At 49.7% G+C, this 22483-nt stretch carries 21 protein-coding genes; 8 read left to right on the top strand and 13 right to left on the bottom strand.

Annotated elements, in window-relative coordinates:
* Window positions 1–17 precede the first annotated feature (17 nt).
* On the top strand, window positions 18–716 hold the full coding sequence (locus BUB30_RS32990) for a ComF family protein (RefSeq protein ID WP_143165182.1): 699 nt from the start codon (window positions 18–20) through the stop codon (window positions 714–716).
* Window positions 717–766: 50 nt separating this feature from the next.
* Here the strand turns inward: BUB30_RS32990 and gldJ are convergent, their stop codons facing one another.
* Complete coding sequence (gene gldJ / locus BUB30_RS32985; RefSeq protein WP_073143072.1) at window positions 767–1999, bottom strand: gliding motility lipoprotein GldJ; 1233 nt, start codon at window positions 1997–1999, stop codon at window positions 767–769.
* A 257-nt stretch (window positions 2000–2256) separates the two neighbouring features.
* Here gldJ and BUB30_RS32980 point away from each other — a divergent pair, with 257 nt between their 5' ends.
* A complete protein-coding gene (locus BUB30_RS32980; protein ID WP_073143070.1) occupies window positions 2257–2508 on the top strand; it encodes a hypothetical protein in 252 nt (83 codons plus the stop codon).
* Here the strand turns inward: BUB30_RS32980 and mfd are convergent.
* On the bottom strand, window positions 2469–5843 hold the full coding sequence (gene mfd / locus BUB30_RS32975) for a transcription-repair coupling factor (protein ID WP_073143068.1): 3375 nt from the start codon (window positions 5841–5843) through the stop codon (window positions 2469–2471). The two genes, BUB30_RS32980 and mfd, sit on opposite strands and share 40 nt — an antisense overlap.
* A gap of 112 nt (window positions 5844–5955) precedes the next feature.
* On the opposite strand from mfd, the gene BUB30_RS34985 reads away from it, so the two are divergent.
* Window positions 5956–6150, top strand: coding sequence for a hypothetical protein (locus tag BUB30_RS34985; RefSeq protein ID WP_073143066.1), 195 nt, complete (start codon window positions 5956–5958; stop codon window positions 6148–6150).
* Window positions 6147–6680 (top strand): peroxiredoxin family protein, encoded by a 534-nt coding sequence (locus BUB30_RS34735; RefSeq protein WP_143165181.1) that lies wholly within the window; start codon window positions 6147–6149, stop codon window positions 6678–6680. Before BUB30_RS34985 ends, BUB30_RS34735 begins: the two co-directional genes overlap by 4 nt.
* A 4-nt stretch (window positions 6681–6684) precedes the next feature.
* On the opposite strand, the gene BUB30_RS32960 is transcribed toward BUB30_RS34735, so the two are convergent.
* On the bottom strand, window positions 6685–7932 hold the full coding sequence (locus BUB30_RS32960) for a THUMP-like domain-containing protein (protein ID WP_178377250.1): 1248 nt from the start codon (window positions 7930–7932) through the stop codon (window positions 6685–6687).
* Between the two features lie 102 nt (window positions 7933–8034).
* On the opposite strand from BUB30_RS32960, the gene BUB30_RS32955 reads away from it, so the two are divergent.
* On the top strand, window positions 8035–9252 hold the full coding sequence (locus BUB30_RS32955; RefSeq protein ID WP_073143063.1) for a BaiN/RdsA family NAD(P)/FAD-dependent oxidoreductase: 1218 nt from the start codon (window positions 8035–8037) through the stop codon (window positions 9250–9252).
* 97 nt (window positions 9253–9349) lie between these two features.
* On the opposite strand, the gene BUB30_RS32950 is transcribed toward BUB30_RS32955, so the two are convergent.
* Window positions 9350–11779, bottom strand: a complete 2430-nt coding sequence (locus BUB30_RS32950; protein ID WP_073143061.1) for an ABC transporter permease — start codon at window positions 11777–11779, stop codon at window positions 9350–9352.
* Between the two features lie 31 nt (window positions 11780–11810).
* Window positions 11811–12164 (bottom strand): DUF6249 domain-containing protein, encoded by a 354-nt coding sequence (locus BUB30_RS32945; RefSeq protein WP_143165179.1) that lies wholly within the window; start codon window positions 12162–12164, stop codon window positions 11811–11813.
* 151 nt (window positions 12165–12315) lie between these two features.
* Here BUB30_RS32945 and BUB30_RS32940 point away from each other — a divergent pair, with 151 nt between their 5' ends.
* Genes BUB30_RS32940 through BUB30_RS32930 form a run of 3 tightly spaced genes read left to right on the top strand, consistent with a single transcriptional unit; the run spans window position 12316 to window position 14164 of the window.
* On the top strand, window positions 12316–12879 hold the full coding sequence (locus tag BUB30_RS32940; RefSeq protein WP_073143057.1) for an RNA polymerase sigma factor: 564 nt from the start codon (window positions 12316–12318) through the stop codon (window positions 12877–12879).
* Window positions 12876–13277, top strand: a complete 402-nt coding sequence (locus BUB30_RS32935) for a hypothetical protein (RefSeq protein WP_073143055.1) — start codon at window positions 12876–12878, stop codon at window positions 13275–13277. The genes BUB30_RS32940 and BUB30_RS32935 overlap by 4 nt, the downstream gene beginning before the upstream one ends.
* A gap of 53 nt (window positions 13278–13330) precedes the next feature.
* On the top strand, window positions 13331–14164 hold the full coding sequence (locus tag BUB30_RS32930) for a substrate-binding periplasmic protein (protein WP_073143054.1): 834 nt from the start codon (window positions 13331–13333) through the stop codon (window positions 14162–14164).
* On the opposite strand, the gene BUB30_RS32925 is transcribed toward BUB30_RS32930, so the two are convergent.
* The 8 genes from BUB30_RS32925 to BUB30_RS32890 form a co-directional block, all read right to left on the bottom strand.
* The gene (locus BUB30_RS32925) at window positions 14139–15089 is read right to left on the bottom strand and encodes a S66 peptidase family protein (protein WP_073143052.1); all 951 of its coding nucleotides are present in this window, start codon (window positions 15087–15089) and stop codon (window positions 14139–14141) included. The two genes, BUB30_RS32930 and BUB30_RS32925, sit on opposite strands and share 26 nt — an antisense overlap.
* 69 nt (window positions 15090–15158) lie before the next feature.
* Complete coding sequence (locus BUB30_RS32920) at window positions 15159–15734, bottom strand: OmpH/Skp family outer membrane protein (protein WP_073143050.1); 576 nt, start codon at window positions 15732–15734, stop codon at window positions 15159–15161.
* 14 nt (window positions 15735–15748) lie between these two features.
* Complete coding sequence (locus BUB30_RS32915) at window positions 15749–16285, bottom strand: OmpH/Skp family outer membrane protein (RefSeq protein ID WP_073143048.1); 537 nt, start codon at window positions 16283–16285, stop codon at window positions 15749–15751.
* A 2-nt stretch (window positions 16286–16287) separates the two neighbouring features.
* Window positions 16288–18969, bottom strand: a complete 2682-nt coding sequence (locus tag BUB30_RS32910) for a BamA/OMP85 family outer membrane protein (RefSeq protein ID WP_073143046.1) — start codon at window positions 18967–18969, stop codon at window positions 16288–16290.
* Window positions 18969–19685 carry an isoprenyl transferase gene (locus BUB30_RS32905; RefSeq protein WP_073143043.1) on the bottom strand — a complete coding sequence of 239 codons (717 nt, stop codon included), beginning with the start codon at window positions 19683–19685 and terminating at the stop codon, window positions 18969–18971. The genes BUB30_RS32910 and BUB30_RS32905 overlap by 1 nt, the downstream gene beginning before the upstream one ends.
* A gap of 109 nt (window positions 19686–19794) precedes the next feature.
* On the bottom strand, window positions 19795–20499 hold the full coding sequence (gene porG, locus BUB30_RS32900; protein WP_073143041.1) for a type IX secretion system protein PorG: 705 nt from the start codon (window positions 20497–20499) through the stop codon (window positions 19795–19797).
* A complete protein-coding gene (locus tag BUB30_RS32895; RefSeq protein WP_073143039.1) occupies window positions 20496–21551 on the bottom strand; it encodes a DUF6089 family protein in 1056 nt (351 codons plus the stop codon). Before BUB30_RS32895 ends, porG begins: the two co-directional genes overlap by 4 nt.
* A gap of 52 nt (window positions 21552–21603) precedes the next feature.
* Window positions 21604–22476, bottom strand: a complete 873-nt coding sequence (locus BUB30_RS32890; protein ID WP_073143038.1) for an NAD kinase — start codon at window positions 22474–22476, stop codon at window positions 21604–21606.
* Window positions 22477–22483: the final 7 nt, after the last annotated feature.

Below are 22483 nucleotides of genomic sequence, written 5' to 3'. Positions count from 1 at the left end.
AATATAATCCCTAAACCATGAATTCAAGATTCACGGAGATCCTGCTTGATTTTGTCTATCTTTTTTTCCCGCGCTATTGCCTGGGATGCAGCGACGCGTTGGTGAAAGGCGAAGAAACGATCTGCACCACCTGTATGCTGGAGATGGCCAAAACAGAAGATCACCTGTACCAGGAGAACGCTCTATATAAAAGACTCTCACTGCAAATGCCCCTGGCGCGGGCGATGGCCCTGTTTAAATTCAGCAAGAACGGGCGGGTTCAGCAGGTGCTCCACCAGTTGAAATACAAAAATCACCCTGAGATCGGCGTCATGCTGGGCAGAGTGTACGGCGAGCGAATGATCGCCGGTGGGCTGGGCCAGGCATTCGACCTTATTTTGCCGGTGCCCCTGCATCCGGCCCGGAGAAGGAGACGCGGCTATAACCAAAGTGCCAAGTTTGCTGAGGGTTTATCCGAGAAGTTAGGAATTCCGTTTTCCGACAGCACGCTGGCGCGAGGGAAAAAAACGGAGACTCAGACCCGTAAAAGCAAATTGGATCGGCTGGAAAATATGAGAGGGGTCTTCCAGTTAAACCGTCGCGAAAACCTCGCGGGCAAACGGATTCTTTTAGTGGACGATGTCGTCACGACGGGTGCCACGTTGGAGGCCTGCGGTCAACTTTTGTTTAAAGAAGGATGCTCGGAGCTGAGCATTGCCTGTATTGCCGAGACATAAAAAAAACCCCGGGGATTAGCCGGGGTCTTATATTTTTGATCTCGTGAGGCTTAGTAGTTCGAACCGGCGCGGATCATGGCGCAACGGAAACCGATTGTAGCCGTGGCAGAATCCTGGTCGAGGTATCTTCTGGTACCGGGCGACATCCAGTAAGCCACATCTTTCCATGAACCGCCTTTGTAAACGCGGGCACGGTCGGTGATGAGCGAAGTGAATGCTTCGGGGTTCTTTTCGAAGTCGCTGTTATAACCAGAGTTTGCTCCGGAAGCGGGATCGAGGAAACCATCGCGACGGATAGGGTTCAGATCGTCGAAATCCTGGAAGGACATCGGGCGGTAGATATCTTGTACCCATTCGCTCACGTTACCGGCCATGTTGTACAGACCGTAGTCGTTCGGAGGATACTCATATATATAAGAAGTGATCAGCGCAGCATCGTTCAGTCTTCCGGCGATACCGGCATAGTCACCGCGGCCGCGTTTGAAGTTGGCCAGCATGAAGCCCATTTGTTTTCCATAAGGATTACGAACCGCGTGGCCGTCCCAAGGATAAATGCGTTGGTGGGTTTGCAATTCTTCCAGCCATTGGGTGCCGATGAGGGCTTGGGCGGCGTATTCCCATTCTGCTTCGGTAGGCAGGCGGTAGGCAGGGACCACGATACCAGATTCCAGGGGAATGCGGCCATCGCTTTCTGCATATTCTTCGCCGGCATCTTCAGCCAGTTTGATGTTTACCGCGCGGGTTCTCCACACAGCATATTTGCTAGCTTGGCTCCAGGTGATCCCCACAACAGGGAAATAGCGGAAGCCGGGATAGCGGAGATAATGTTCTACGTAAGGATCGTTGAAGGCAAGCTTTCCAACCCACACGGTAGTGTCGGGAAGGGCGGCCTGGTAGGCTTCCTGCGAGGAATCTTTCGCGAGGTAGTGCATGTATTCCAGCCAGTGCACGTTTGCAATTTCCGTTTCGTCCATGTAGAAAGAAGCGACGGAAACTGTTCTTTCAATGTTGTCGCGATAGGACATAACATCTTCTTCAAAGGAACCCATTACGGCGCGACCACCTTCGATGAACACCATGTTCGGTGCATCAGGTTGGCCTTCGTAGGGATTCACCATGAAACCGCCCTGATCTTCGTCATTGTACGCCAAGCCTGTGGCCGTACTGTTCTGACCTGGGTTCTGGGCATTCGGCTTACCGCCTTTGCCTCCAAAAAGTGAACAGGAGGTCAGGGCAACTGAACCGCCTATTACATACAAAACAACCCTGAGTGAATACCTCATTTGATTTTCGAGTTTAAACAGAATGCTAATTAAATGGATAATCAGATGTTTTCCAAGTTGGTGCAAGTTTATTGATCAACTAGTAATGGAACAGAAACGCGCGGATTAAGAACGCTTTGCCCAGGTAGTTATTGTTTCGGGAAAGTGTTCTCCAGAATTGGGAAGCCGAAGTTTAGCTAATGGCGTTTAGTGAACATTTTGAAGGGCCAAAGTGAGTGGCATAGAATTTCTACTGGGTTGTGCAAAGCACACAAAGTATGTACACCCTGGAAGATTTTAGAGTAATGCCCTTCGAGAAGAAATGTGATGTGATTACGTTTTCGGGCAACTACCTGTCGCAGCGCACCCTTTCTGACTGTAAGGTTTTCTTATACTTTACAGATGGTTTTTTCATCGAAGTTTTCTATTCTCCCCGCTACCAAAAGGTGCTCATGATCAATGCCTTTGAGAAAACCCTCGGGCTGGAGCCTTATTTGGATAGGATTTCCTTGGCCGATTTAGGGGTTTGAATGGTCATTTGACCGAGAAGGTCGATGGCGGCGTCCACGGTCTTAATACTTTCAATCACCAGCATCGCTTTTCCGGCACTGTCTTTCATCTTGCATTGACGCGGATGTTTTTGGACAAAGGAAAGGATGCCCCCAAAAACATCCGAGCTGAAGTACTTGTCGTTGCCGCTTACGAAGAATGCGCGCATCTTGTCACTTTTCAAGCTTAGCTTTTCGAATCCCAACTTCTCCCCTAACCAACGCAGGCGTACGGTGTTGACCAGCTCTTCAGTAGCCGGCGGCAACGGTCCGAAGCGGTCGCGCACCTCGTCTGAAAATTCTTTCAACTGCTTTTCGTCCTTGATGTTGTCTAACCGTGAATACAACTGCAGCCGTTCGCTGATGTTGTTCACATAGTTGTCGGGGATCAGTATTTCCAGGTCGGTCTCGATCACACAATCCTGAACAATAAGTTTTGCCTTTTCCTCCAATTCTGCGGTGAAGAGATCTTTGAAATCGGTTTCCTTTAATTCCTGGATGGCATCGTCCAGGATCTTATGATAGGTGTCGAAACCGAGGTCGGTGATGAAACCGCTTTGCTCGCCTCCGAGCAAGTTGCCGGCGCCACGGATGTCGAGGTCGCGCATGGCCACCTTGAAGCCGTCGCCCAGTTCGGAGAATTCTTCGAGGGCTCCGAGTCGCTTGCGCGAATCGGCCGTCAACAAGGATGTGGGGGGTGTGAGCAAATAGCAAAACGCTTTTTTGTTCGACCGGCCCACGCGACCACGCATTTGGTGCAGATCTGAAAGCCCGAACATATGGGCGTGGTTGATCATGATAGTGTTGGCGTTGGGAATGTCCAATCCCGACTCGATGATGTTGGTCGACACCAGCACATCATATTCGCCGTCAATAAATCGCATCATCACCTTTTCCAATTTGTCGCCTTCCATTTGTCCGTGCGCTATGCCGATGCGCGAGTCGGGGACAAGACGGTAGATGACGTTGGCGATGGATTCGATATCGCTGACGCGGTTGTGCACAAAGAAGACTTGTCCGCCGCGGCGCAACTCGTAGCTCACTGCATCGCGAATGAGGGCTTCATCGAAGGTGTGCAACTCGGTGGTTACCGGTTGGCGATTGGGTGGTGGCGTGGAGATGATGCTGAGATCGCGTGCGCCCATCAAGGAGAAGTGCAACGTCCGGGGTATTGGTGTGGCGGTGAGGGTGAGCACGTCTACGTTTACCTTCAATTCTTTTAGCCGGTCCTTTACCTTCACGCCGAATTTTTGCTCTTCGTCAATGACCAAAAGTCCCAGATTTTTAAATTCAATGTCCTTGCTCACGACACGGTGTGTGCCGATGAGAATGTTGATGTCGCCCGACTTTACATCTTCCAGAATTTGCTTGATCTCCTTTTCCGTTTTGAAACGGGAAACGTAGTCGATCTTTACCGGGAAAGCGGAGAGGCGTTCACTGAACGTGCGATAATGTTGCATGGCCAGGATGGTCGTGGGCACCAGCACGGCTACTTGTTTTCCTTCGGTGGCGGCTTTGAATGCAGCGCGCACGGCCACTTCGGTTTTTCCGAAACCCACGTCGCCACAAACGAGACGGTCCATGGGGTGGGGTTGTTGCATATCGCGCTTCACATCTTCTGTGGCACGGGCCTGGTCGGCGGTGTCTTCATACATGAAGGACGATTCCAATTCCGCTTGCAGGAATCCGTCGGGTGGGAAAGCATAGCCAGGGGCAGATTTTCGTTTGGCGTAAAGCGAGATCAATTCTTTCGCAATATCCTTTACGCGTTTCTTTGCCTTAGATTTTTTGTTTTCCCATTCCTGTGAGCCCAGCTTGCTGATGACGGGTGGTGAACCGTCTTTGCCGGAGTACTTTGAAATTTTATGAAGGGAGTGAATGCTTACGTAAAGCAAATCGTCGTCGCGGAACACCAGGCGGATGGCTTCCTGGTCGTGGCCGTTCACTTCCTTTTTTTCGAGGCCGGCAAATTTGCCGATGCCATAATCGATGTGGGTCACAAAATCGCCGGGCTGCAGGGTTTGCAGTTCACGCAAGGTGAGCGCCTTCGATTTTGTAAATTTTTCTTTGCTGCGATAGCGGTGAAAGCGCTCAAAGATCTGGTGATCCGTATAACAAACAATCTTTAGCTGGGCGTCGATAAATCCCTGCCGCATCGCGAAATCGAGTGGTTGAAAACGGAGCTCTGCATTGATCTCTTCGAAGATGCCTTTCAAACGCTCGGTTTGACGCGGCACATCGGCGGTAATGAAATTGCTAAAGCCCTGTACTTGCTGATCGTACAGGTCCTTGGCCAGCAGTTCAAAGTTTTTGTTGAACGACGGTTGTGCCGACGAGTGGAAATCGAACCGCTGCCCGTCGCTAAAACGAAAGCGGCTGCCGAACTCGATGGCATGAAAGCTTGCGGCTTTTACGGTGAATGCTTCGCCGTTATCAAACAATTTGTCGGCAGAGGAGATTACCTGCGTGCCGCTTGTTTTTTTGATGTTTTGGAAGGACTGCTCTGCTTTTTCAAAACTCTTCTGGATCACATCGCGCGTGAGCTGCACGTCCTTGTACCAAAGCCGCGTATCGGGTGCGATGAACTCCAAAAAAGATTGGCGCTCTTCCTGCATCAGCTTGGACTGGACGTTGGGAATGATGTTGACTTTTTCCAACGCATCCACCGACAGTTGGGAGCCCGGGTCGAAGGTTCGGATGCTGTCTACTTCGGCACCAAAGAGTTCGATGCGGTAGGGCAACTCATAGGCGAACGAAAAAATATCGATGATGCCTCCCCGGATGGCAAACTGTCCGGCTTCGTAAACAAAGTCTGTTTTTTCGAAATCGTAGTTGTGAAGAAATTCTTCCAGGAACGGCACATCCAGCTTTTCGCCGAGCGTCACGGTGAAGGTATTGGAGGCGAGCGATCGCTTATTGATAACCTTCTCGCTGAGGGCTTCCGGGTAGGTGACAATGATCTCGGGCGACGTTTTGTTGGCCAGTTTGTTCAGCACCTCTGCCCGCATGAGGATGTTGGCGTTTTCCGTTTCGTCGTATTCGTAGGGGCGTTTATAGGACATGGGAAAAATAAGAATTTCCCGTCCCAGCAAGTTCTGGAGGTCGTTTTGGAAGTAGGCGGCTTCTTCGCGATCGTGGAGAATGACCACGTGGTCGAGGTGGTGGAGTTTGAAGACGGCGGCCATCACCAGGGCGTCCAGGCTTCCGGATAATCCTTTGAGTTGGGTGTTTTTGTGATTGGACGCTTTTATCCCTGCGGCTACGGTCTTTATGAAACCATCCGCGGTGTAGATGCTTAAGAAATCATTCGCCCTCAATATCGGTGTCTTTACTATCTGCTGCTTGGGAAAGCGGCAAAGGCCACAAAGATAGGGCTGGGGTCTATGCCGATCCAAAAAGGGAGAACGAAAATTCCGTTATTTTTGATCCATGAAATTCTTTCCTCAGATTTTCCTGTTTTGCAGTGTAACGTCGTTTCTTTTTATGGTGATCGGACTTTTCAGACCCTGGGCCATGCTTTGGTGGGAGGGTGTTCAAAACCGGCGCAAGGTGATAAAGTTATACGGCAGTGTGGGGATCGTGAGTTATCTGGTATATTGGCTTTTTATCTGGATCATGCCATGAGGACACTAACCCAACTTTTCGTTCTATTTTCGATCGTGCTTTTCGCCGCTTGTGGAAAGTCAACCAACACCGAAACCAACAGTGCGCAGGCCAGCGCGGACACCGTTGCAGCTGTTCCGGCGCCCAAACCGGCAAAAAATGAGCTGCCCGAACTGACCGTCAATCTCCTGAACGGCACGCCGGTGAACCTGCGGACCCTGAAAGGAAAAATCATTTTAATTTTATACCAACCCGATTGCGACCATTGCCAGCGGGAGTCTACGGCACTGCGTGAGCACATCGAAGCCCTGCAGTCTTACGAGGTTTATTTTATTACGGCCTCCACGGTGCAGGAATCGGAGGCGTTTGCCAAGGAGTATAAATTCAACGATCAAATAAATGTTCATTTTGCGTTGACCCCGGTGGAAAAGATCGTCAACACGTTTGGGCCCATTTCCGCTCCTTCATTATATGTTTACTCCGAGGACCACGCCCTCGTGAAACATTTCAATGGTGAGACGCCGGTGGACGATATCCTGAAAGTATTGTAACGTTCTATTGCAGACGTTTGGCCGCCACGAGAAATTTCTCTTGTTGCCCCGAAAAGCCGATGAGGTAATTTGAGCCGCCGTCTTTCAGTCCCGTTTTTTTCTTGAGTTCTTCTACGGACAACGGATAGTTGCGCGTGGTGATGTTTGCTTTCCCTTCCGGAAATTGGCTCGCTACTGATTTTGGAGAAGCTTTCAGCGTTTCCAGGATCCCGAATACTCTTCCAGGAAAATTTTCAAGAAGTATGGAGGACGTATAGAGGTGTGTACTCGGATGTAGTTTTGCTAGCTGAAACTTTTGTGAAATCATTTTGAATGCGCCGGCTTTCAGGATGGCAGCGTTGGGTTCGTAGAGAAATTTCTGTGGATCCGAGAAAGTTGATGTGGCCGCACGTTCTTCAGAAAACGAAAAGGACAACGCCTCTTCCTTCTCATCTTTTAAAAGATTGATGGGTTGGATCAAAGGCTCGCCCTCGAAATTCTTCACACATAAAAAGAGCACTTCCCTCACCTCGTTCTCCACGGCAACCACAATGATCTTTTGAACAAACCTCAATTCCAACAGGCCTTGATGAAGGTCTAGTAAGGGAGAGGCCTTGATCAACAGCACGTCTGTTATCTTGAAAATTGTATCCAGCAGCGTTGTGACATCGGGTTCGCATTCCGTTAATGAAAAGACTTTTTTGTTGATCTTGTTTCTGCGGGATGGATCGATGTAGGCAAGATCCAGTTTCGTTTGCTTCGACAACGCGTCGGTCAGGAATTTTTCGGCGGTGTTTACTTGATGAAGAATATTGTCGGCCTCCAGTTGCTTATGGTTATGTTCCACCAGGCGAAGAAGATTTTCATTCGGCTCAACATACAGAACTTCCCGAAAAACTTTGCTGAAAAAGAACGCGTCGATGCCGAATCCGCCGGTGAGGTCCACGCAGCGATCTTTCGATTGGACATCTTTGAGTAGAGTATTTTTGTAGAGCGCTGTTTTTTGGGAAGAGCTTTGCTCAAGATTAAGGTTCGGTGGATAAACAATGCCGGCAGTCTCGACGAGGAGCGGAATTTTTTCTTTTGCTTTTTTTCGACCGGAGATCTGTTCGGCTATGATGGACATCGGAACACCATTCACGGCGGCATGTTTCAAAACCAGTGCGCGCACGTCGTCACGGTCGTGTTCGTGAATGAAGCGTTGGACGTCGGCGGATAGGATGTTGTGAAACAAGGACAGCTTTTTCCCAAAGATAAACAGGATCTTTAGCAAGTTTACTCTCACGCGCTTTACAGAAGCGGCCCGGCAGAAATAAGCCAGCATCAACTTGTGGTCTGGACGGTTTATATTTGACGGAAAAAGAGGGATCTATAAATGAAATTCGATCTGGTTGTTATCGGTGGCGGCGCGGCTGGTTTCTTTGGGGCCATCCAGGCCGCCGAGCGGAAACCGGGACTGAAGGTGTTGATCCTCGAGAAAACGACCAAGCTGTTAACGAAAGTGAAGGTTTCGGGCGGTGGCCGGTGCAACGTTACCCACAACAATTTCAACCCCTTCGAGCTGGCCCGGCACTACCCGAGGGGTGAGAAGGCGCTAAAAAATTTGTTCAAATCCTTCCAGGCCGAAGACACTGTGCGATGGTTCGAATCAAAAGGCGTGGCGCTCAAAGCAGAAGAGGATGGCCGGATGTTCCCCATCACCGACGACTCGCAAACCATTATCGATTGCCTTATGGAGCAGGCGCACTCCAGAAAAATACGACTTGAACTTGGCGCCCCCGTTTCGGCTGTGAAGAAACATGACAACATTTTCGTGGTCGAAACCAGTCAGGGAGTTTTTGAAGCGGACAAGGTCTTGATTGCGGCCGGCGGCAATGCGCAGGCACAAGCCTATCAATGGATAGCGGACACCGGTCACACCATCATAAAACCGATCCCCTCTTTGTTTACCTTCAACGAAAGTGAAAAGAAATTCAAAGATCTCATGGGCATCTCCGTGCCGCGGGCGGAGGTGAAAATTGCGGGGACAAAATTTGTACAGGAGGGACCGTTGCTCATCACGCACTGGGGTTTGAGTGGACCTGCCGTGATAAAGCTTTCCGCATGGGCGGCAGAATATTTGAATGGCATTCAATATACGTTTCAGGCGTTGGTGAGTTGGATCGGTCCGATGAAGGAGATGGAATTTATGGAAGGTTTGCAAGAACACAAGAAACAAAGGGGCAAACAAAAAGTGACCACCAATCCATTATTTGGATTGCCACAGCGTTTGTGGCAAAAATTATGCGAACTGTCGGAAATTGAAGAGACCAAGATCTGGGCGGAGGTGCCACAAAAGAATATGAACAAGCTCATGGAAAACATGATCCGCTGTCCGTTTCAAATAAAAGGTAAAACTACATTCAAGGAAGAGTTTGTCACTTGCGGGGGGGTGGACCTGAAAGAGGTCGATCTGGAAACGCTGCAAAGCAAGTTGGTGCCCGGTTTGTTTTTTGCCGGCGAGGTTTTGCATATCGACGGCGAAACGGGTGGCTTCAATTTTCAGGCCGCTTGGACAACGGCGTACGTGGCGGCGAGGACCATCGCCTCATAGCAGGTCATGAATTTGCGGGAGTTTACACTGGTAGAAAATAAAAAAAGGTGGCCTTTGTGAGGACCACCTTTTTCATTGACTCAATTTTGAATGAAGTCTATTCGTTCTTCAGATTATCAACCGGATTCGTAAACGCTGCTCGAATGGTTTGAGAACCCACCGTGAGGCCGCCCAGGAAAAGCAATATCAAAATGCCAAGGCCGATAACGCCAACACTAAATTCGGTGCGATAGGCAATCAGTTCCAACCATAAATTGTTGATAAACCACGCAGCCGGAACAGCGATGAACACCGCGATGCAAAGCAATCCCAGGAACCCACGCGATAAAAGCATGACTAGCGCACCATCGCTCGACCCCAATACTTTCCGGATGGAGATCTCTTTCAATCGCGTCTCCGTGGCATAAGTCGCCATGCCCAACAAACCCAGGCACGAAATGAAAATGGCCATGAACGCAATGACGCCGACAATGGTGACAAAATCACTAAAGATCGTATTGTAAAAAAACCGCACTTCCTCCTCAAAGTCTTTGTAGTCGAGTTTAAGGTTGGGGTTCACCTTGCCCCAGGCTTTCTCGATGGTCTTCACGGCCTGGTCGTGGCTGCCGGAATACTTCACTTGCAACACCTTGAATTCTTTCGTGTCGAAACGCAAAGCCATCGGATCGATCTTCGCCATCATGAATTGATGGTTGTAGTCTTTCACTACGCCGATGATCTCGAATTTGACCGAGTCGCGGGCGGCATAGATCTCCTGACCCAACGCGTCGGAGGGTGACGTGAATTGAAATTTCTTTACAGCCGTTTCGTTGATGACCAGAAAATTCTTGTTCGACTCGCCATCCGCATCTCTGAAGTTCCGGCCGGCCAAAAGCTCGATGTTCATGTTCGCGAGATAGTTTTCATCGACATAGAAATAATCTACCCCGGTGTCTTCAGCCTCATCGAGCGTGCGCTTAAAACCGTCGCCATAGGTTACGCCGGTGGCGGGAATGTGTGAGGAGGCAGCCACATTTTGGATGTTGGAATATTTGCTCAACTCCGACTGCATGGCCTGCAGCGAAATATCTTTGGCGCGGACATTTATTTTATTCGCCATGTCGAAACCGTGATCGGCTTTCACAAAGAGTTTTAGCTGATTGTAGAGCAGCAACACCGAGAGGATGAAAAGAAGCGAGAGCGCAAATTGGCCGACCAACAAAGATTTGCGCAGCCCCATGCGCGAAAACAACCTCATGGAGCCGGCTCCTTTCAAAACTTTCACCGGTTTGAATTTAGAAAGCACCACGGCCGGAAAGAGTCCCGCCAACAAACCGACGACCAGGCTGAACACTACAAAGACTCCGAACACCAGATAGTTGGCTTCCAGGTCCCACTTCAAAACTTGGGCGAACTTCAGGTGAAGCATGAAGGGCTTCACCACCATCAGCAAAAGCAGCGCAAGGCCCAACGCAAACAGAGCGATCACCACGGACTCTGACATGAATTGCGAAAATATTTGCAGACGATTGGCACCATTCACTTTGCGCACACCGATTTCACGCGCGCGCGTCAGCGATCGGGCAATGCTGAGATTGGTATAATTGAAACAAGATGTGATCATGACCAATAGTGCAAGCCCTCCAAAAAAGTATACAAAGATCATCGGCATAAACGGACCGATGGGATTGTTGATGAATGGTCCCGGTGTGATGCTCGTAAGATTTTGTAAGTAGAATTGATAGATGTGCTCGTCGGCCGCCGACTCTCTTTCGGGGAGATTTTTTTTGGTGATGTCGTGCAGGTGCCGCTCTATTTCCGTTGGCGAATGGCCTTCCTCCAACAGCAAGTATACCCAGCCGGAAGTCCAGTTTCCATATTCGCCATCCTCTTTGGAAAAAATGCTGTCGGCTTCGAGGCTTTTGATGGTGCTGTAGGATGCGAGCGCTTCAAAGACGATGTGTGATTTTTGATTTTTTTCTTTTAGCACCCCCGTAACGGTGTACTCTCCCAAGCGGCCTACTTTGATCACCTCGCCCACAGGATTGGGTTGCTTGAATAGTTTGTTAGCGGCTTTGCGCGTGAGCACTACCGAGTATGGTTTTGTCAACGCTGTTTTGGCGTCGCCTTGCTCCAGCTCCCATTCAAAAACATCGAGTGCGTCGGGATCGGCAAACAGTCCGCCCAGCGGGATGTTCACGTCAAAGTCGGGTTCCATTTCCATCCAGGTGTTGCCAAATCCTCGGCGCAAGCGCACGGCTTTTTCAACGCCGGTGTAGTCGTCGAGCAGGGAAGTGGCCAGAGGTTGGGGTGATGTTGAGTAATCGTTTCCCGCCCCTGAACCGTCGGGGTTTAGATGCCGTGTGATAACGCGGTAGATGCGATCGCGTTTCGTGTTGTATTGGTCATACATCATTTGGTCGGCCACCAACATAATGATGCCCAAACAAACCGACATACTTACGGCTAACCCTAAGATATTAATGAGCGAGAAAAATTTGTGGCGCCGGATATTTCGCAGCGCCACGAGGATATAGTTTCGGATCATTTTTTGGAAGTAAAGTGTCGAAGAAAACGGACTACTTGTTGAGGTCTTTGCGGACCAGGAAATAATATAACAGGAAGCCTAACGATACCGCGACGGCAAAGATGCCATACGGCAGGGGCGACTCACGTTCGTAGGGCACATACTCCAGGATGATCAGGGCAAGGCCGGCCGACAAAATAATGAGACCCCATTTCAAAGTGCTGAATTTATTCTCTTCCGTGTGGCGTTTGAAAATGGCTTGCGTGTCGTCGTTGACAAATCCCTTTTCAATCATTTTCTTTTTCAGGATGTAGTCGGTGATGGTGCGCGCAAAGAATAGCAGCGACATTCCAAAGGTCCCGATAATGGTGAGGGGCATTAAGACATCTTTTAAGTTTTCGTTCATAACCTGGATATTTAAGCGTTGATTTTTCGGTTTTGGTGCGTATGACACGGCTCTTCGCCGGAATGTTGCAGACACGGAAAGAAAAATCCTTTAGAAAAATTAATTACCTTTTACTGCAACATGGCCCCAGGAAAACGTGTCTCACCCACCCATGACGGATGACAAAACGCTTGTATCCCGGGTTTTGCAGGGAGATATGCAAGCTTTCAGGCTGCTGATCGGGCAGCATGAAAGGCTTGTGGCCCACATGATCGGGCGTTTGGTCAAGAACAACGAGGAGCGGGAGGAGCTTTGCCAGGACGTGTTCCTGAAAGTGTATGAAAAGCTTTCGGATTTCAGCTTTCAGTCAAAACTGTCGACCTGGGTCGCTACCATCGCCTACCGGCACGCGATCAACTGGATGCGAAAACGGAAGATGCCCATGACCGACCTGGCGGAGGAAGATCATTTCAAGGCGGCGTTTGTAGAGGAGGAGAATCCCGAATCCCTTTTGTCGGACCAGGACATGAATGGGTTTGTGATGACGCTGGTCGACGCCCTGCCCCCGCAGTACAAAACCATTTTGACACTTTACCATGTCGACGCCATGAGCTATGACGAAATTGGGCAAGTGACCGGCCTCCCGGAAGGCACCGTGAAAAGTTACTTGTTCCGGGCCAGAAATTTGTTGAAAGAGAAAGTGAAGAAATGTATCGGCAAAGAAGAGCTACTATGAACATCCACGACGAAGAAATGCAGAAAAATCTGGAGGCCGGACGATCTGGCCCTGGAGACGAAATCGATGTGAAGGCCTACCGGCACGTGTTTGATGCTCTCCGGCAGGAGCCCGAATTTGTTTTGCCCCACGCCTTTGCAAATCGCGTGATAAGGGCGCTGGTCCAACAGCAGACCGAAAAAACTACGACTCGGGAATACGTTTGGTTTGGTGTGGGCATTGTGCTCCTCCTGGCCGCATTCATCACCGCGATTGTGCTAACGGACTTCAAATTTGACGTCGGCGTTTTTACTGCCGTGAAAAACTATAAGGGTCTACTTTTATTTGCCATTGTATTCATAAGCCTGCTTCATCTCCTCGACAAGCGATTGCTCCGGAACAAGCGAACGGCGAGCTGACAAATTTGTGCGGTAACATTTCTCTTCTATCTTCGTGAGAGAAATTTGTCACTATGAAAAAATGGATTAGCGCAGCCGTTGTATTGATGGTATCCCTATCGGCCGCCGCACAGAAATACCAGGGCAACAGTTGGGCCGACACAAAAGCCTCCGGCAAAGGAACGCTAACGATTGTGTATTACGAACAGCCCGGTCTTATCTATAAAGACAACGGGCAGATGAAGGGTGTTTGTGTCGACATCCTTTCCGACTTCTCGAAATTCATCCAGGAAAAGTATAGCAAGACTGTTACCGTCAACTATGCGGGTGAGGAGCGCGAATTCTCGGGATTTCTGAAAGTCGTCCAGTCAACGCCCAATATCCTGGGGGTTACCAACACCAGCATCACGGATGAGCGAAAAAAGATATTGAAGTTCACCCCACCGTTCATGACCACACAACTGGTCCTGCTCACCCATCAAAACGCTCCCGCCCTTACCAACCTCAAGGACCTGCCTAAAGTATATGCCGGGTTTTCAGCCCTGGTGATCACGGGAAGCACGCACATGAAGTATGCCGACATGCTCAAAAAACAATACTACCCCGATCTCAACATCACCTATGCACCATCGAGTGAGACGGTGATCAAGAGTCTTACGGCCAATCCAAAAATCTTTTCGATTCTTGATTTCACGGAGTATGTGGGCGTCGTTAGAAAAAAACTTCCCATCAAGCGACAAGACGTCGACCTGGGTAATGCCGAAGAACTGGGATTCATTATGGCAAAACAATCCGATTGGGATGGCCTCTGGAAGGAATTTTTAACGGACGACTATCGCAAGGGCGTTCGCTATAAAAAGATCATTGCCGACAACCTGGGCTCTACTTTTTTGAACCTGGTCCGATAATATACGCCTCACGCAACAACCCCGTTGCCGGTTGCAGCATGCTGCCGGTTGGATTTACATCCAGCGACATGAGCGAACCATGCCGCCAGGCCAGGTTTGGATTTTCGTGCCCGATGGGAAAATTGAACGCCACCGGATATGGCGTGTCGTCAATTTTATCCATCACCATCGCGGCGATTTCCTCTCCAAAGGCAGGGTCGGGATCTTTGATGTCCGTCATATGCCCAATGATCAATCCTGCCAGGTGATCCAGCTTTCCCGCACGCCGCAAATGGGTAAGCATGCGATCTAACCGGTATTTGTACTCATCAATTTCTTCGATGACAAGAATTTTTCCGACCGTGTCGGGTTCGCACGACGTGCCCAATGCATCCGTTAGCAAGGAAAGATTACCACCCAAAATGGGGCCAGTCGCCTGACCCATGCGGTTGGCTTTGTGGAAGGTGGCTTGCAGGGTGAAATCCTCTCCAAAAAGAATTTTTTTCAAACTTTCCAACGAAGGCTCGACGCCGGCACTTGGATATAGAATGGGCATGGTGCCGTGGATACTTTCTATTCGCAATTGAAGAAGCTTCAGATGGAGGGCCGTCACGTCGCTAAAGCCAACGATCCATTTTGGCTTTTCCAGAAGGGATGTGAAATCAAGACAATCCAGGATGCGGGTTGTGCCGTAGCCGCCACGGGCGCAAAAAATGGCGTGAACGTTTTTGTCGTCCAGCATCTGTTGGAAATCGCGCAGCCGCGTTTCATCGTTGCCGGCCAGGTAACCATGCGCTTCATTGAAAAGGTGAGGCGTTTGCAGGACATTCAATCCCCAGGACGAGAGTACTTCCATGGCCTTTTGCATTTGGGCTGAGGAAACTTTTCTCCCGGTGGCGGCCAGTGCTACGGTGTCTCCTGTCGAAAGAAAAGGTGGTCTGATCATCTATCAAAAATAAAAAACCCTCCCGGGATTTATCCGGGAGGGTTATTGATTATAAAAGCCGTGTAATCTTTATTTGGGTTTTACCGGGGTGGTAGCAGGTGTACCGGCCGGTTTGGGTGTTACACCCAATTTTTTCAACACCAGGTCAGAAATGTCCATTTTCTCGTCGCCATATAAGATCACGTCGAGGCCACCGATTTGCTGGTTAAGGATGAAGGTATAGCCATTTTCCTTGGCCACATCTTCAATGCCCTTGCCCACTTTTTTGTAGACGGGGTCCATCAATGCGGTTTGTTTTGCCTGGAGGGTGGTTTGCGAATCCTGTTGCAGTTTTTCAATGTTTTGCTGCATTTGTTGAAGCTCGCGTTCCGTGTTGGCACGAACGGCATCGATCATCGTATTGAGATTGGCCTGGTAGTCGGCAAGCTTTTTCTGAAATTCCTGGTATTTGGTATCAACCTGGTTTTTCAATTGAGTTTGAAGCGATTTAAGATCGGAATCAATTTGTTTTGCTTCCGGCATCTGGCTGAAGATATAGTCAACATCCGCATAGCCTACTTTGGTGGTGGTAGTTGTCGCTGGTGCCTGTGCATGGGATACAAAGGCTGCTAGTGCCAAGGCCACGAATAAAACGAGTTTTCTCATTACAGTAATTCAATTTAGTTTTTAATCTTATCATTTGGGTCTCCAAGGCCCAATTGGTCTAGTACAAAATCGGTGTAATCATAGCGGGGATCGGTGTAAATCATCACCAGCTCACCGGCTTTGTCGAACATGATGGCAAGGCTGTTTTCCTTGCAAACCTTATCGACAGCATCCCACACTTTGTCCTGAATGGGCTTGATTAACTCCTGTTTTTTCAGGAAAAATAACCCGCCAAAACCGAAGACCTTTTTCTGGTATTCTTTCAGCTCGGTTTCCTTTTTCTGAAGGGCCTCTGTCCGTTCCTTTTTCATGGTTTCGGTCAGCAGCACTTGTTCGGCCTGGAACGCGCTGTACATCTCGTCCCGTTTCTTGCTCATCTCCTGGATTTCCTTTTCCCAGGCCTGCGACAGCTGATTGATCTCTTCCTGCGCCTTTTTGTATTCGGGCATTTTATTCAGGATGAAGTCTGTGTCAATGTAGCCGAACCTCTGAGCACAGCCAAAATTCAGGCCGAAAATGAGAAAAAAAATCGTAATTATATAAAAGCGCATAACTATCTGATTTGCTGACCGATGGTGAAGTGGAATTGCGATCCACTGACCGGCCCTCTGCTTCCCAACGGAACAGGATCAAATCCATATGCCCAGTTCAAACCAATCAATCCAAACGCAGGCATAAAGATCCTGGCCCCAAAGCCGGCCGATTTATACATACTAAACGGATTAAAGTTCTCATAAGTACCCCAGTTGTTTCCGGCCTCCGTGAAAACTAAGCCGTAGATCGTTGCAGCGTTCCCCGTAGTGACGGGATAGCGCAATTCCAAGCCCAGTTTTTCGTAAACCACGCCGCCTTGTTGCGAGGTGCTGTTACCCACAGCATACGTAGGTGGCGTGATCTGATTGTCCTGGTAGCCTCGCAAACCGATGATTTCCTTGCCCAAAACAAAGGAGTTGAAGCCCCCTGCCAAACCGCTGCCGCCGAGCACAAAGCGCTCGAAAGGTCCGATGCCGGTTTTGGCTTTATTATAGGCGCCGAGGAAGCCGAAGTGTGCTTTGGCTTCCAACACCAGCTTTTTCTTGCTGTCGAGGGGAAGATAATACTTTGCATCGAACATCCATTTGTGATATTCCTGCCATTTATTCTTTTGCTCGGCCGTGGCGGTAGTGTAGTCAAGACCATTGAAGGCCGAATACGGAGGGGTCAGCGTAAGGCTCAGCGAAACCGATGAGCCGGACGAAGGATACATCTGGTTGTCGATGCTGTTGCGTGAAATGGTGGTGTTGAACGTCAACGCATAGGATTTACAAGTCGTACATCCCAGGCCGTAGTTGATATTTTTCAGGGAATACACCGCATACGACAGCGAGTTGGTGAGCGTGAAATAGTTGTCGGGCCATTCCAACATGCGTCCCAAGCCTACGGAAATGTTGTCGGCTTTTATTCCAGAGTTCAGGTCGTTGTAGCTGGTCGCACCCGCGCCGGCATAGCGAGACAAGGATCGCACATAGCTCACGCTAAGTGAGTGAGGTTTGCGTCCGCCCAGCCAGGGCTCTGTGAACGAGAAGCTGTAGCTCTGGAAGGACCGGCCGTTGGCTTGCATACGGAGCGACAAACGCTGACCGTCGCCCACGGGCAGAGGCTTCCAGTTTTTGAAGTGCGGGATATTGCGCAACGAGAAGTTGTTGAACGTTAAACCCAAGGTTCCCACAAAGCCATAATAACCTCCCCAACCACCAGACAATTCCACCTGGTCGTTGGACTGTTCTTCCACTTGCCATTCAACATCCACCGTTCCTTTGGCGGGGTTGGGCACGAGGTTCTGACCGATCTTGTCGGGAGCGAAGTAGCCCAATTGTCCAAGGCGTTGTTGTGTACGGATGATGTCGGAGCGGCGGAATTTTTGTCCGGGCACGGTGCTCAACTCCCGGCGGATCACGTGGTCGCTGGTGCGTTGGTTGCCGGTGATGGTCACTTCATTGATGGTGGCTTGCTCGCCTTCGTTGATGCGCATCTCGATGTCGATCGAGTCGCCGGCCACGGCCACTTCCACGGCGTGGATCTGGAAGAACAAATAGCCGTCATCCATGTAAAGCCCACTGATGTCAAGTCCTTTCGGATTGAATTGTAATTTTTTGTCGATCGACTCACGATTGAACACATCGCCTTTATTGATGCCCAACACGGCGGCCAATTGTTTGTCGGTGTAGATGTAGTTACCGGTCCAGGTGATGTTGCGGAAATAGTACTTCGGTCCTTCCGAGATCACAAAGTCGATGTTGATGGTGTTTTCGCTGTGGGCGTAGATCGAGTCGGAAACAATTTCAGCATCGCGATAGCCCTTGGTGTTATAGAAGGCAAGCAGTTTCTTTTTATCCTCCTCGTAGTCGGTCTTGATGAATTTTGATCCGGCAAAGATGTTGAGCTTGACATTCTGGGCGAGAAATTCTTTGAGCTGTTTCGGGCTCACTTTATAGCTGGAGTCGATAAACTCCTTCGGCTTAAGGTTCACCACGCTATTGAGAATGGTCCGGTGCAAAGCAAAGCGCGGGCGCTCGTGTGTTTTCTTTAGCTTCTTTTTCAACACAGCATCTGACATGGCTTCGTTGCCCACAAAGGAGATGTGATTGATCTTGACTTTCGACTTTGGATTGATGGCAATTTTGAGTTTGATACCATCGCGGTTCAGCGTATCGCGCTGCTGCGTGATCTTCACCACCGCGTTGAGAAATCCCTTCTTGACAAAGTATTTTTTTACACCGGTTTCCGTGTTCCGGATCATAGTCTCGGTCACGATCTTACCGCGGATAAGCTTCAAATCGTCTTTCAGACCACTTTCCTGTGATTTGGAGATGCCGGTAAAATAGAATCCGGTCAGGCGCGGGCGTTCGGAGAGAGCGATGTTCAGAAAGACCGTTTGGCCTTCAATGCGGTCTACTTTTATGGTTACGTCGCCCACCAGGCCGTGTTTCCACAAACTGCGGATGGCGCTGGAAATGGCGTCGCCAGGGATTTTTATTTTGTCGCCGACTTTTAAACCCGTCAGGGAGACCATGGCGTTTTTATCCAGCACGTTCAATCCCGTCACTTCAATTCCTCCAATGATATATTCGGCCGGGTTGGCATAATTCAAATCTCCGGTGACATTTGAAGCCGTTCCCGAACGCCTTCCCCTGAATTGAGCCCAGCCGTCAGCAGCAACACTTAAAAGAATAATCAGGAATAAAACTCGCTTCATCAACTTACAGGGTTCAATTGTTCACTTGTCTTTCCGAATCTACGTTCACGTTGTTGATAGGCCCAGATGGCTTCGTACAAGTGCTCTTTTCGAAAGTCTGGCCAGAGTGTGGGTGTGATATAGAGTTCCGTATAGGCAATTTGCCACAGCAAAAAATTGCTGACGCGCATCTCGCCGCTGGTGCGGATGAGCAACTCCGGATCAGGGATGCCGGAAGTCTGCAAATAGTTTTCAAATACGGCTTCATTTATGGCATCGGGTGCCACTTTTCCCTCGGAAACGTCCTTGGCCAGGGCTTTTACGGCCTTCATGATCTCCCACCGGCCACTATAGCTGAGGGCCAGGATGAGCGTAAGGCCACTATTATTTTTTGTTTGGTCGATTGCCCACTGAAGGTTGGCCTGACAGTCGCCCGGCAAATGAGAAGTTTCGCCAATGGTGACCAGGCGTACCTGGTTTTCGGAAAGGGTCTTGATCTCCTGTTTCAGGGTGTTCACCAACAGCTCCATGAGGCCGTCGATCTCCGCCTTTGGGCGATTCCAGTTTTCGGTGGAAAAGGCGTACAGGGTAAGATACTTGATCCCCAGCTCCCCACAGCCCTCGGTCACATCGCGAACGGCCTGAACGGCGTTGCGGTGGCCAAAAATGCGCATGGCTCCCTTCTTCTTGGCCCACCGGCCATTGCCATCCATAATAACCGCCACGTGTTGGGGCATATTATTAAAGTCGATATGTTCCTTATATGAAGCCACAGGGGTTCAAAATTAATAAAAGATATTGGTTATTAATGGATTGAGGAGCCGAGTGTAGACGAAATGGGAATTTTTACTTGTAAGGATTGGAGGGACAGGGTATGGAGTAGAATGTGCGCGTGATGCTCACCCCCAGGAAGTAGTAATTGTCGTTGTCGTTGGGGTTGCCGTACTGATAATTTTTATAGCGTGGGTCGCCGTCAGAGATGTTATCCAGGTAGTCGGTGAAGGTTTTGCGAACGCCAAACTCCAGCGAAAAATACCACTTGGGATTGTATACGTATTTGATGCCCCCACCAAAAGGAATGACCGCCTGCACGTTGCTGTAGTTGGCGGTTTTGGTGGCGTTGCCGCTCATGCTAAAAATGCCGACACCTCCAAATAAATACGGTGAGAAACGGATGAAGCGTTTGGGGTCGCGCCAGTTCAGGAAATGATACTCCACGCCTGTGGCGGCTTCCAATAAAAAAATATTGAACGAGGCATCCCGCTGGGTCGCAAAAGCATCGATCGGTTTTTCGCTGGCGCCCAGCTGTCCGGCAGTGATGGTAACACGGAAGCTGACCACCCGGCTAAGGTTGGATTTGTAGTGGACGGTGGCCGCGGGTTTTGAGTATTTGAAATTGTAGAAGCGAACCAGGTCGCCGGTGTAGTTGAATGTGCCCAGGCCGAATCCTACTTCGGCGCTATTGACTTCTGCACTCTGAGCACGTGCGACCGTGAAAGCCGTGATGAAAAGCGATAGACAAATGAGGTTCTTTATGAGGGAACGCATCATCTGAATTTAGCGCGGTGAAAGTTCTTGCCGAGGATGTAGGTCACACGCACCGTGGTCACCATATAGATGTCGCGGTTGTTTTTATTGCCTCTCACGTTGTCGGGAAATTCTTGACCGTAACCGGAAACTACAGTGTATGTTCCTCCGTCGCGACCCACGTAGGTCGTGCCGGGTGTGGCCACTTCCGACGAGCGGTATGACATGGCTTTGGCTAATTGGTTGTTCTGGAACACGCCAAGATCGACGTAGTTCTTACTGACGTCGTCCAGGTAATCCGTGAATGTATAGCGGAATCCAATCTCTGCGGCCAAATCCATCACTTCGTTTAGTCTGAAACGCGCGCCTATACCAAAAGGTATGGCGGGTTGAATTTTTTTGTAGGGTTTGATACCGTAGTTGGCGTCGCCCTCTTGCAGGGTCGCATATTGTCCTTCGGTGCCAAGAGGCTGTAAGTCAACCCATTTTCCGGCTTCCGGCAGAGGATTGCCCTGAGGGTCGAGGGCTGGTGCCTGTGCCTGGGGGTTGTGGAGGAAAACGGCAACGCCTACAAAAGCATAGGGCGTCCATTTCACACGGCTGATGTAGGTGGCGTTGTTGGGAAACAGATCGAAGGTTCCAACGATCGAGAACTCTTTTATCCGGTTCCGGAACGATAGATTTCTTTGATAGCGGAAAATGCCATTTCCCGTGTCGTTCTTATCAGCCGACTCGGCGTCAGAGCCTTTGAGGGTTCCATACATGAACGCGGCTGTCAACGTATACCGGGGACCGAAGCGGTGCGAGAAGGACAGTGCAAGGGCAGGTTTAGTAAAAGAAATATCGGTGCTGAAACGACTGGGGCGTGGTGCCAAGTCGCCGTAGTAATTCAAAGCGCTAACGGAGAAACCAATTGCGTTATATACTTTTTCTTTGGCGAACCAGGCCTTGCGCCCCCGGAAGGTGGAGATGCGTTTGTTGTTCTTTTTTATATTTCTTCGGCTCATTTGAGCCTCTGCCTGATGGGCAACTGAGATCATGAAAACGGCCAGCACTACGTAAAGAAGCTTTCTCATTGAGTCAGGAATAAGTATTTATCAATCAGTGAACTACAAAGGTAATAAAAAATCAATTCCGAATATCCAACCCCCAATTCAACTTCTGGCGCAGCGTCTTAAAATAATGCGTGCCCTCGAGCTGAATGAGGTTGACCTTAAAATCTGCTTTAGTGACTTTCAATCTCACCGAGGGGTCGACCGGGGCCATTCGAGAATCCAGTGAAACCAGGAAACGTTTGCTTCTGCCCTCGACCTCGAAGGTGATTTCCGATTGGTCGGAAACAACAATAGGACGAACGGTCAAATTGTGAGGGCTTACGGGTGTGATGACAAAGTTTCCGGAGCGCGGAAAGATCAACGGCCCTCCACAACTCAAGGAGTACCCGGTGGAACCTGTTGGCGTGGAGATGATGATGCCGTCGGCCCAATACGAGTTCAGAAATTCACCGTCGATGTAGGTGTGAATGGTGATCATGGCCGAGCTATCTTTCTTCACGACCGTGAAATCATTCAGAGCAAAATTGAGCGATCCGAAAATATCTTTTTCCGTGTCCAGCTTCAGGAGCGCGCGTTGATCCAGCGTGTAGGCCCCGTCGAACAAATGCTGCAGCGATTTTTCTGTTTCTTCTTTGCTGATGGTGGCCAGAAACCCCAGCCGTCCCGTATTGATACCCAATATGGGAATTTCCAACCGGCTGATGTGTGTCACGGACTCCAGCAGCGTGCCATCGCCCCCAATGCTGAGGAAGATCTGAACGTTTTTGAGATCCTTTGCCGAACTGTAAGTTTTGAATTTGGTTTTGATGCCGGCCTTGCCGAGGTAGCCGCTGAATTTCTCGGAAACACAGAGGTCGATCTTGTACCGGCTCAGAACCTCGAAGATCTGCGCGATGAAGGGTGCCGATGCACGATTAAAATCCTTTCCATGCACAGCAACTCTCATGCAGCCC

The organism is Chryseolinea serpens (genome assembly GCF_900129725.1).
Lineage (GTDB): Bacteria > Bacteroidota > Bacteroidia > Cytophagales > Cyclobacteriaceae > Chryseolinea > Chryseolinea serpens.
This window is presented reverse-complemented; position numbering and strand designations above follow the sequence as displayed.

Coding starts and splice junctions, on each gene's coding strand:
- BUB30_RS32990 (WP_143165182.1), top strand. CDS start 18: ATGAATTCAAGATTCACGGAGATCCTGCTTGATTTTGTCTATCTTTTT.
- gldJ (WP_073143072.1), bottom strand. CDS start 1,999: ATGAGGTATTCACTCAGGGTTGTTTTGTATGTAATAGGCGGTTCAGTT.
- BUB30_RS32980 (WP_073143070.1), top strand. CDS start 2,257: ATGTACACCCTGGAAGATTTTAGAGTAATGCCCTTCGAGAAGAAATGT.
- BUB30_RS34985 (WP_073143066.1), top strand. CDS start 5,956: ATGAAATTCTTTCCTCAGATTTTCCTGTTTTGCAGTGTAACGTCGTTT.
- BUB30_RS34735 (WP_143165181.1), top strand. CDS start 6,147: ATGAGGACACTAACCCAACTTTTCGTTCTATTTTCGATCGTGCTTTTC.
- BUB30_RS32955 (WP_073143063.1), top strand. CDS start 8,035: ATGAAATTCGATCTGGTTGTTATCGGTGGCGGCGCGGCTGGTTTCTTT.
- BUB30_RS32950 (WP_073143061.1), bottom strand. CDS start 11,779: ATGATCCGAAACTATATCCTCGTGGCGCTGCGAAATATCCGGCGCCAC.
- BUB30_RS32945 (WP_143165179.1), bottom strand. CDS start 12,164: ATGAACGAAAACTTAAAAGATGTCTTAATGCCCCTCACCATTATCGGG.
- BUB30_RS32940 (WP_073143057.1), top strand. CDS start 12,316: ATGACGGATGACAAAACGCTTGTATCCCGGGTTTTGCAGGGAGATATG.
- BUB30_RS32935 (WP_073143055.1), top strand. CDS start 12,876: ATGAACATCCACGACGAAGAAATGCAGAAAAATCTGGAGGCCGGACGA.
- BUB30_RS32930 (WP_073143054.1), top strand. CDS start 13,331: ATGAAAAAATGGATTAGCGCAGCCGTTGTATTGATGGTATCCCTATCG.
- BUB30_RS32925 (WP_073143052.1), bottom strand. CDS start 15,089: ATGATCAGACCACCTTTTCTTTCGACAGGAGACACCGTAGCACTGGCC.
- BUB30_RS32920 (WP_073143050.1), bottom strand. CDS start 15,734: ATGAGAAAACTCGTTTTATTCGTGGCCTTGGCACTAGCAGCCTTTGTA.
- BUB30_RS32915 (WP_073143048.1), bottom strand. CDS start 16,285: ATGCGCTTTTATATAATTACGATTTTTTTTCTCATTTTCGGCCTGAAT.
- BUB30_RS32910 (WP_073143046.1), bottom strand. CDS start 18,969: ATGAAGCGAGTTTTATTCCTGATTATTCTTTTAAGTGTTGCTGCTGAC.
- BUB30_RS32905 (WP_073143043.1), bottom strand. CDS start 19,685: ATGCCCCAACACGTGGCGGTTATTATGGATGGCAATGGCCGGTGGGCC.
- porG (WP_073143041.1), bottom strand. CDS start 20,499: ATGATGCGTTCCCTCATAAAGAACCTCATTTGTCTATCGCTTTTCATC.
- BUB30_RS32895 (WP_073143039.1), bottom strand. CDS start 21,551: ATGAGAAAGCTTCTTTACGTAGTGCTGGCCGTTTTCATGATCTCAGTT.
- BUB30_RS32890 (WP_073143038.1), bottom strand. CDS start 22,476: ATGAGAGTTGCTGTGCATGGAAAGGATTTTAATCGTGCATCGGCACCC.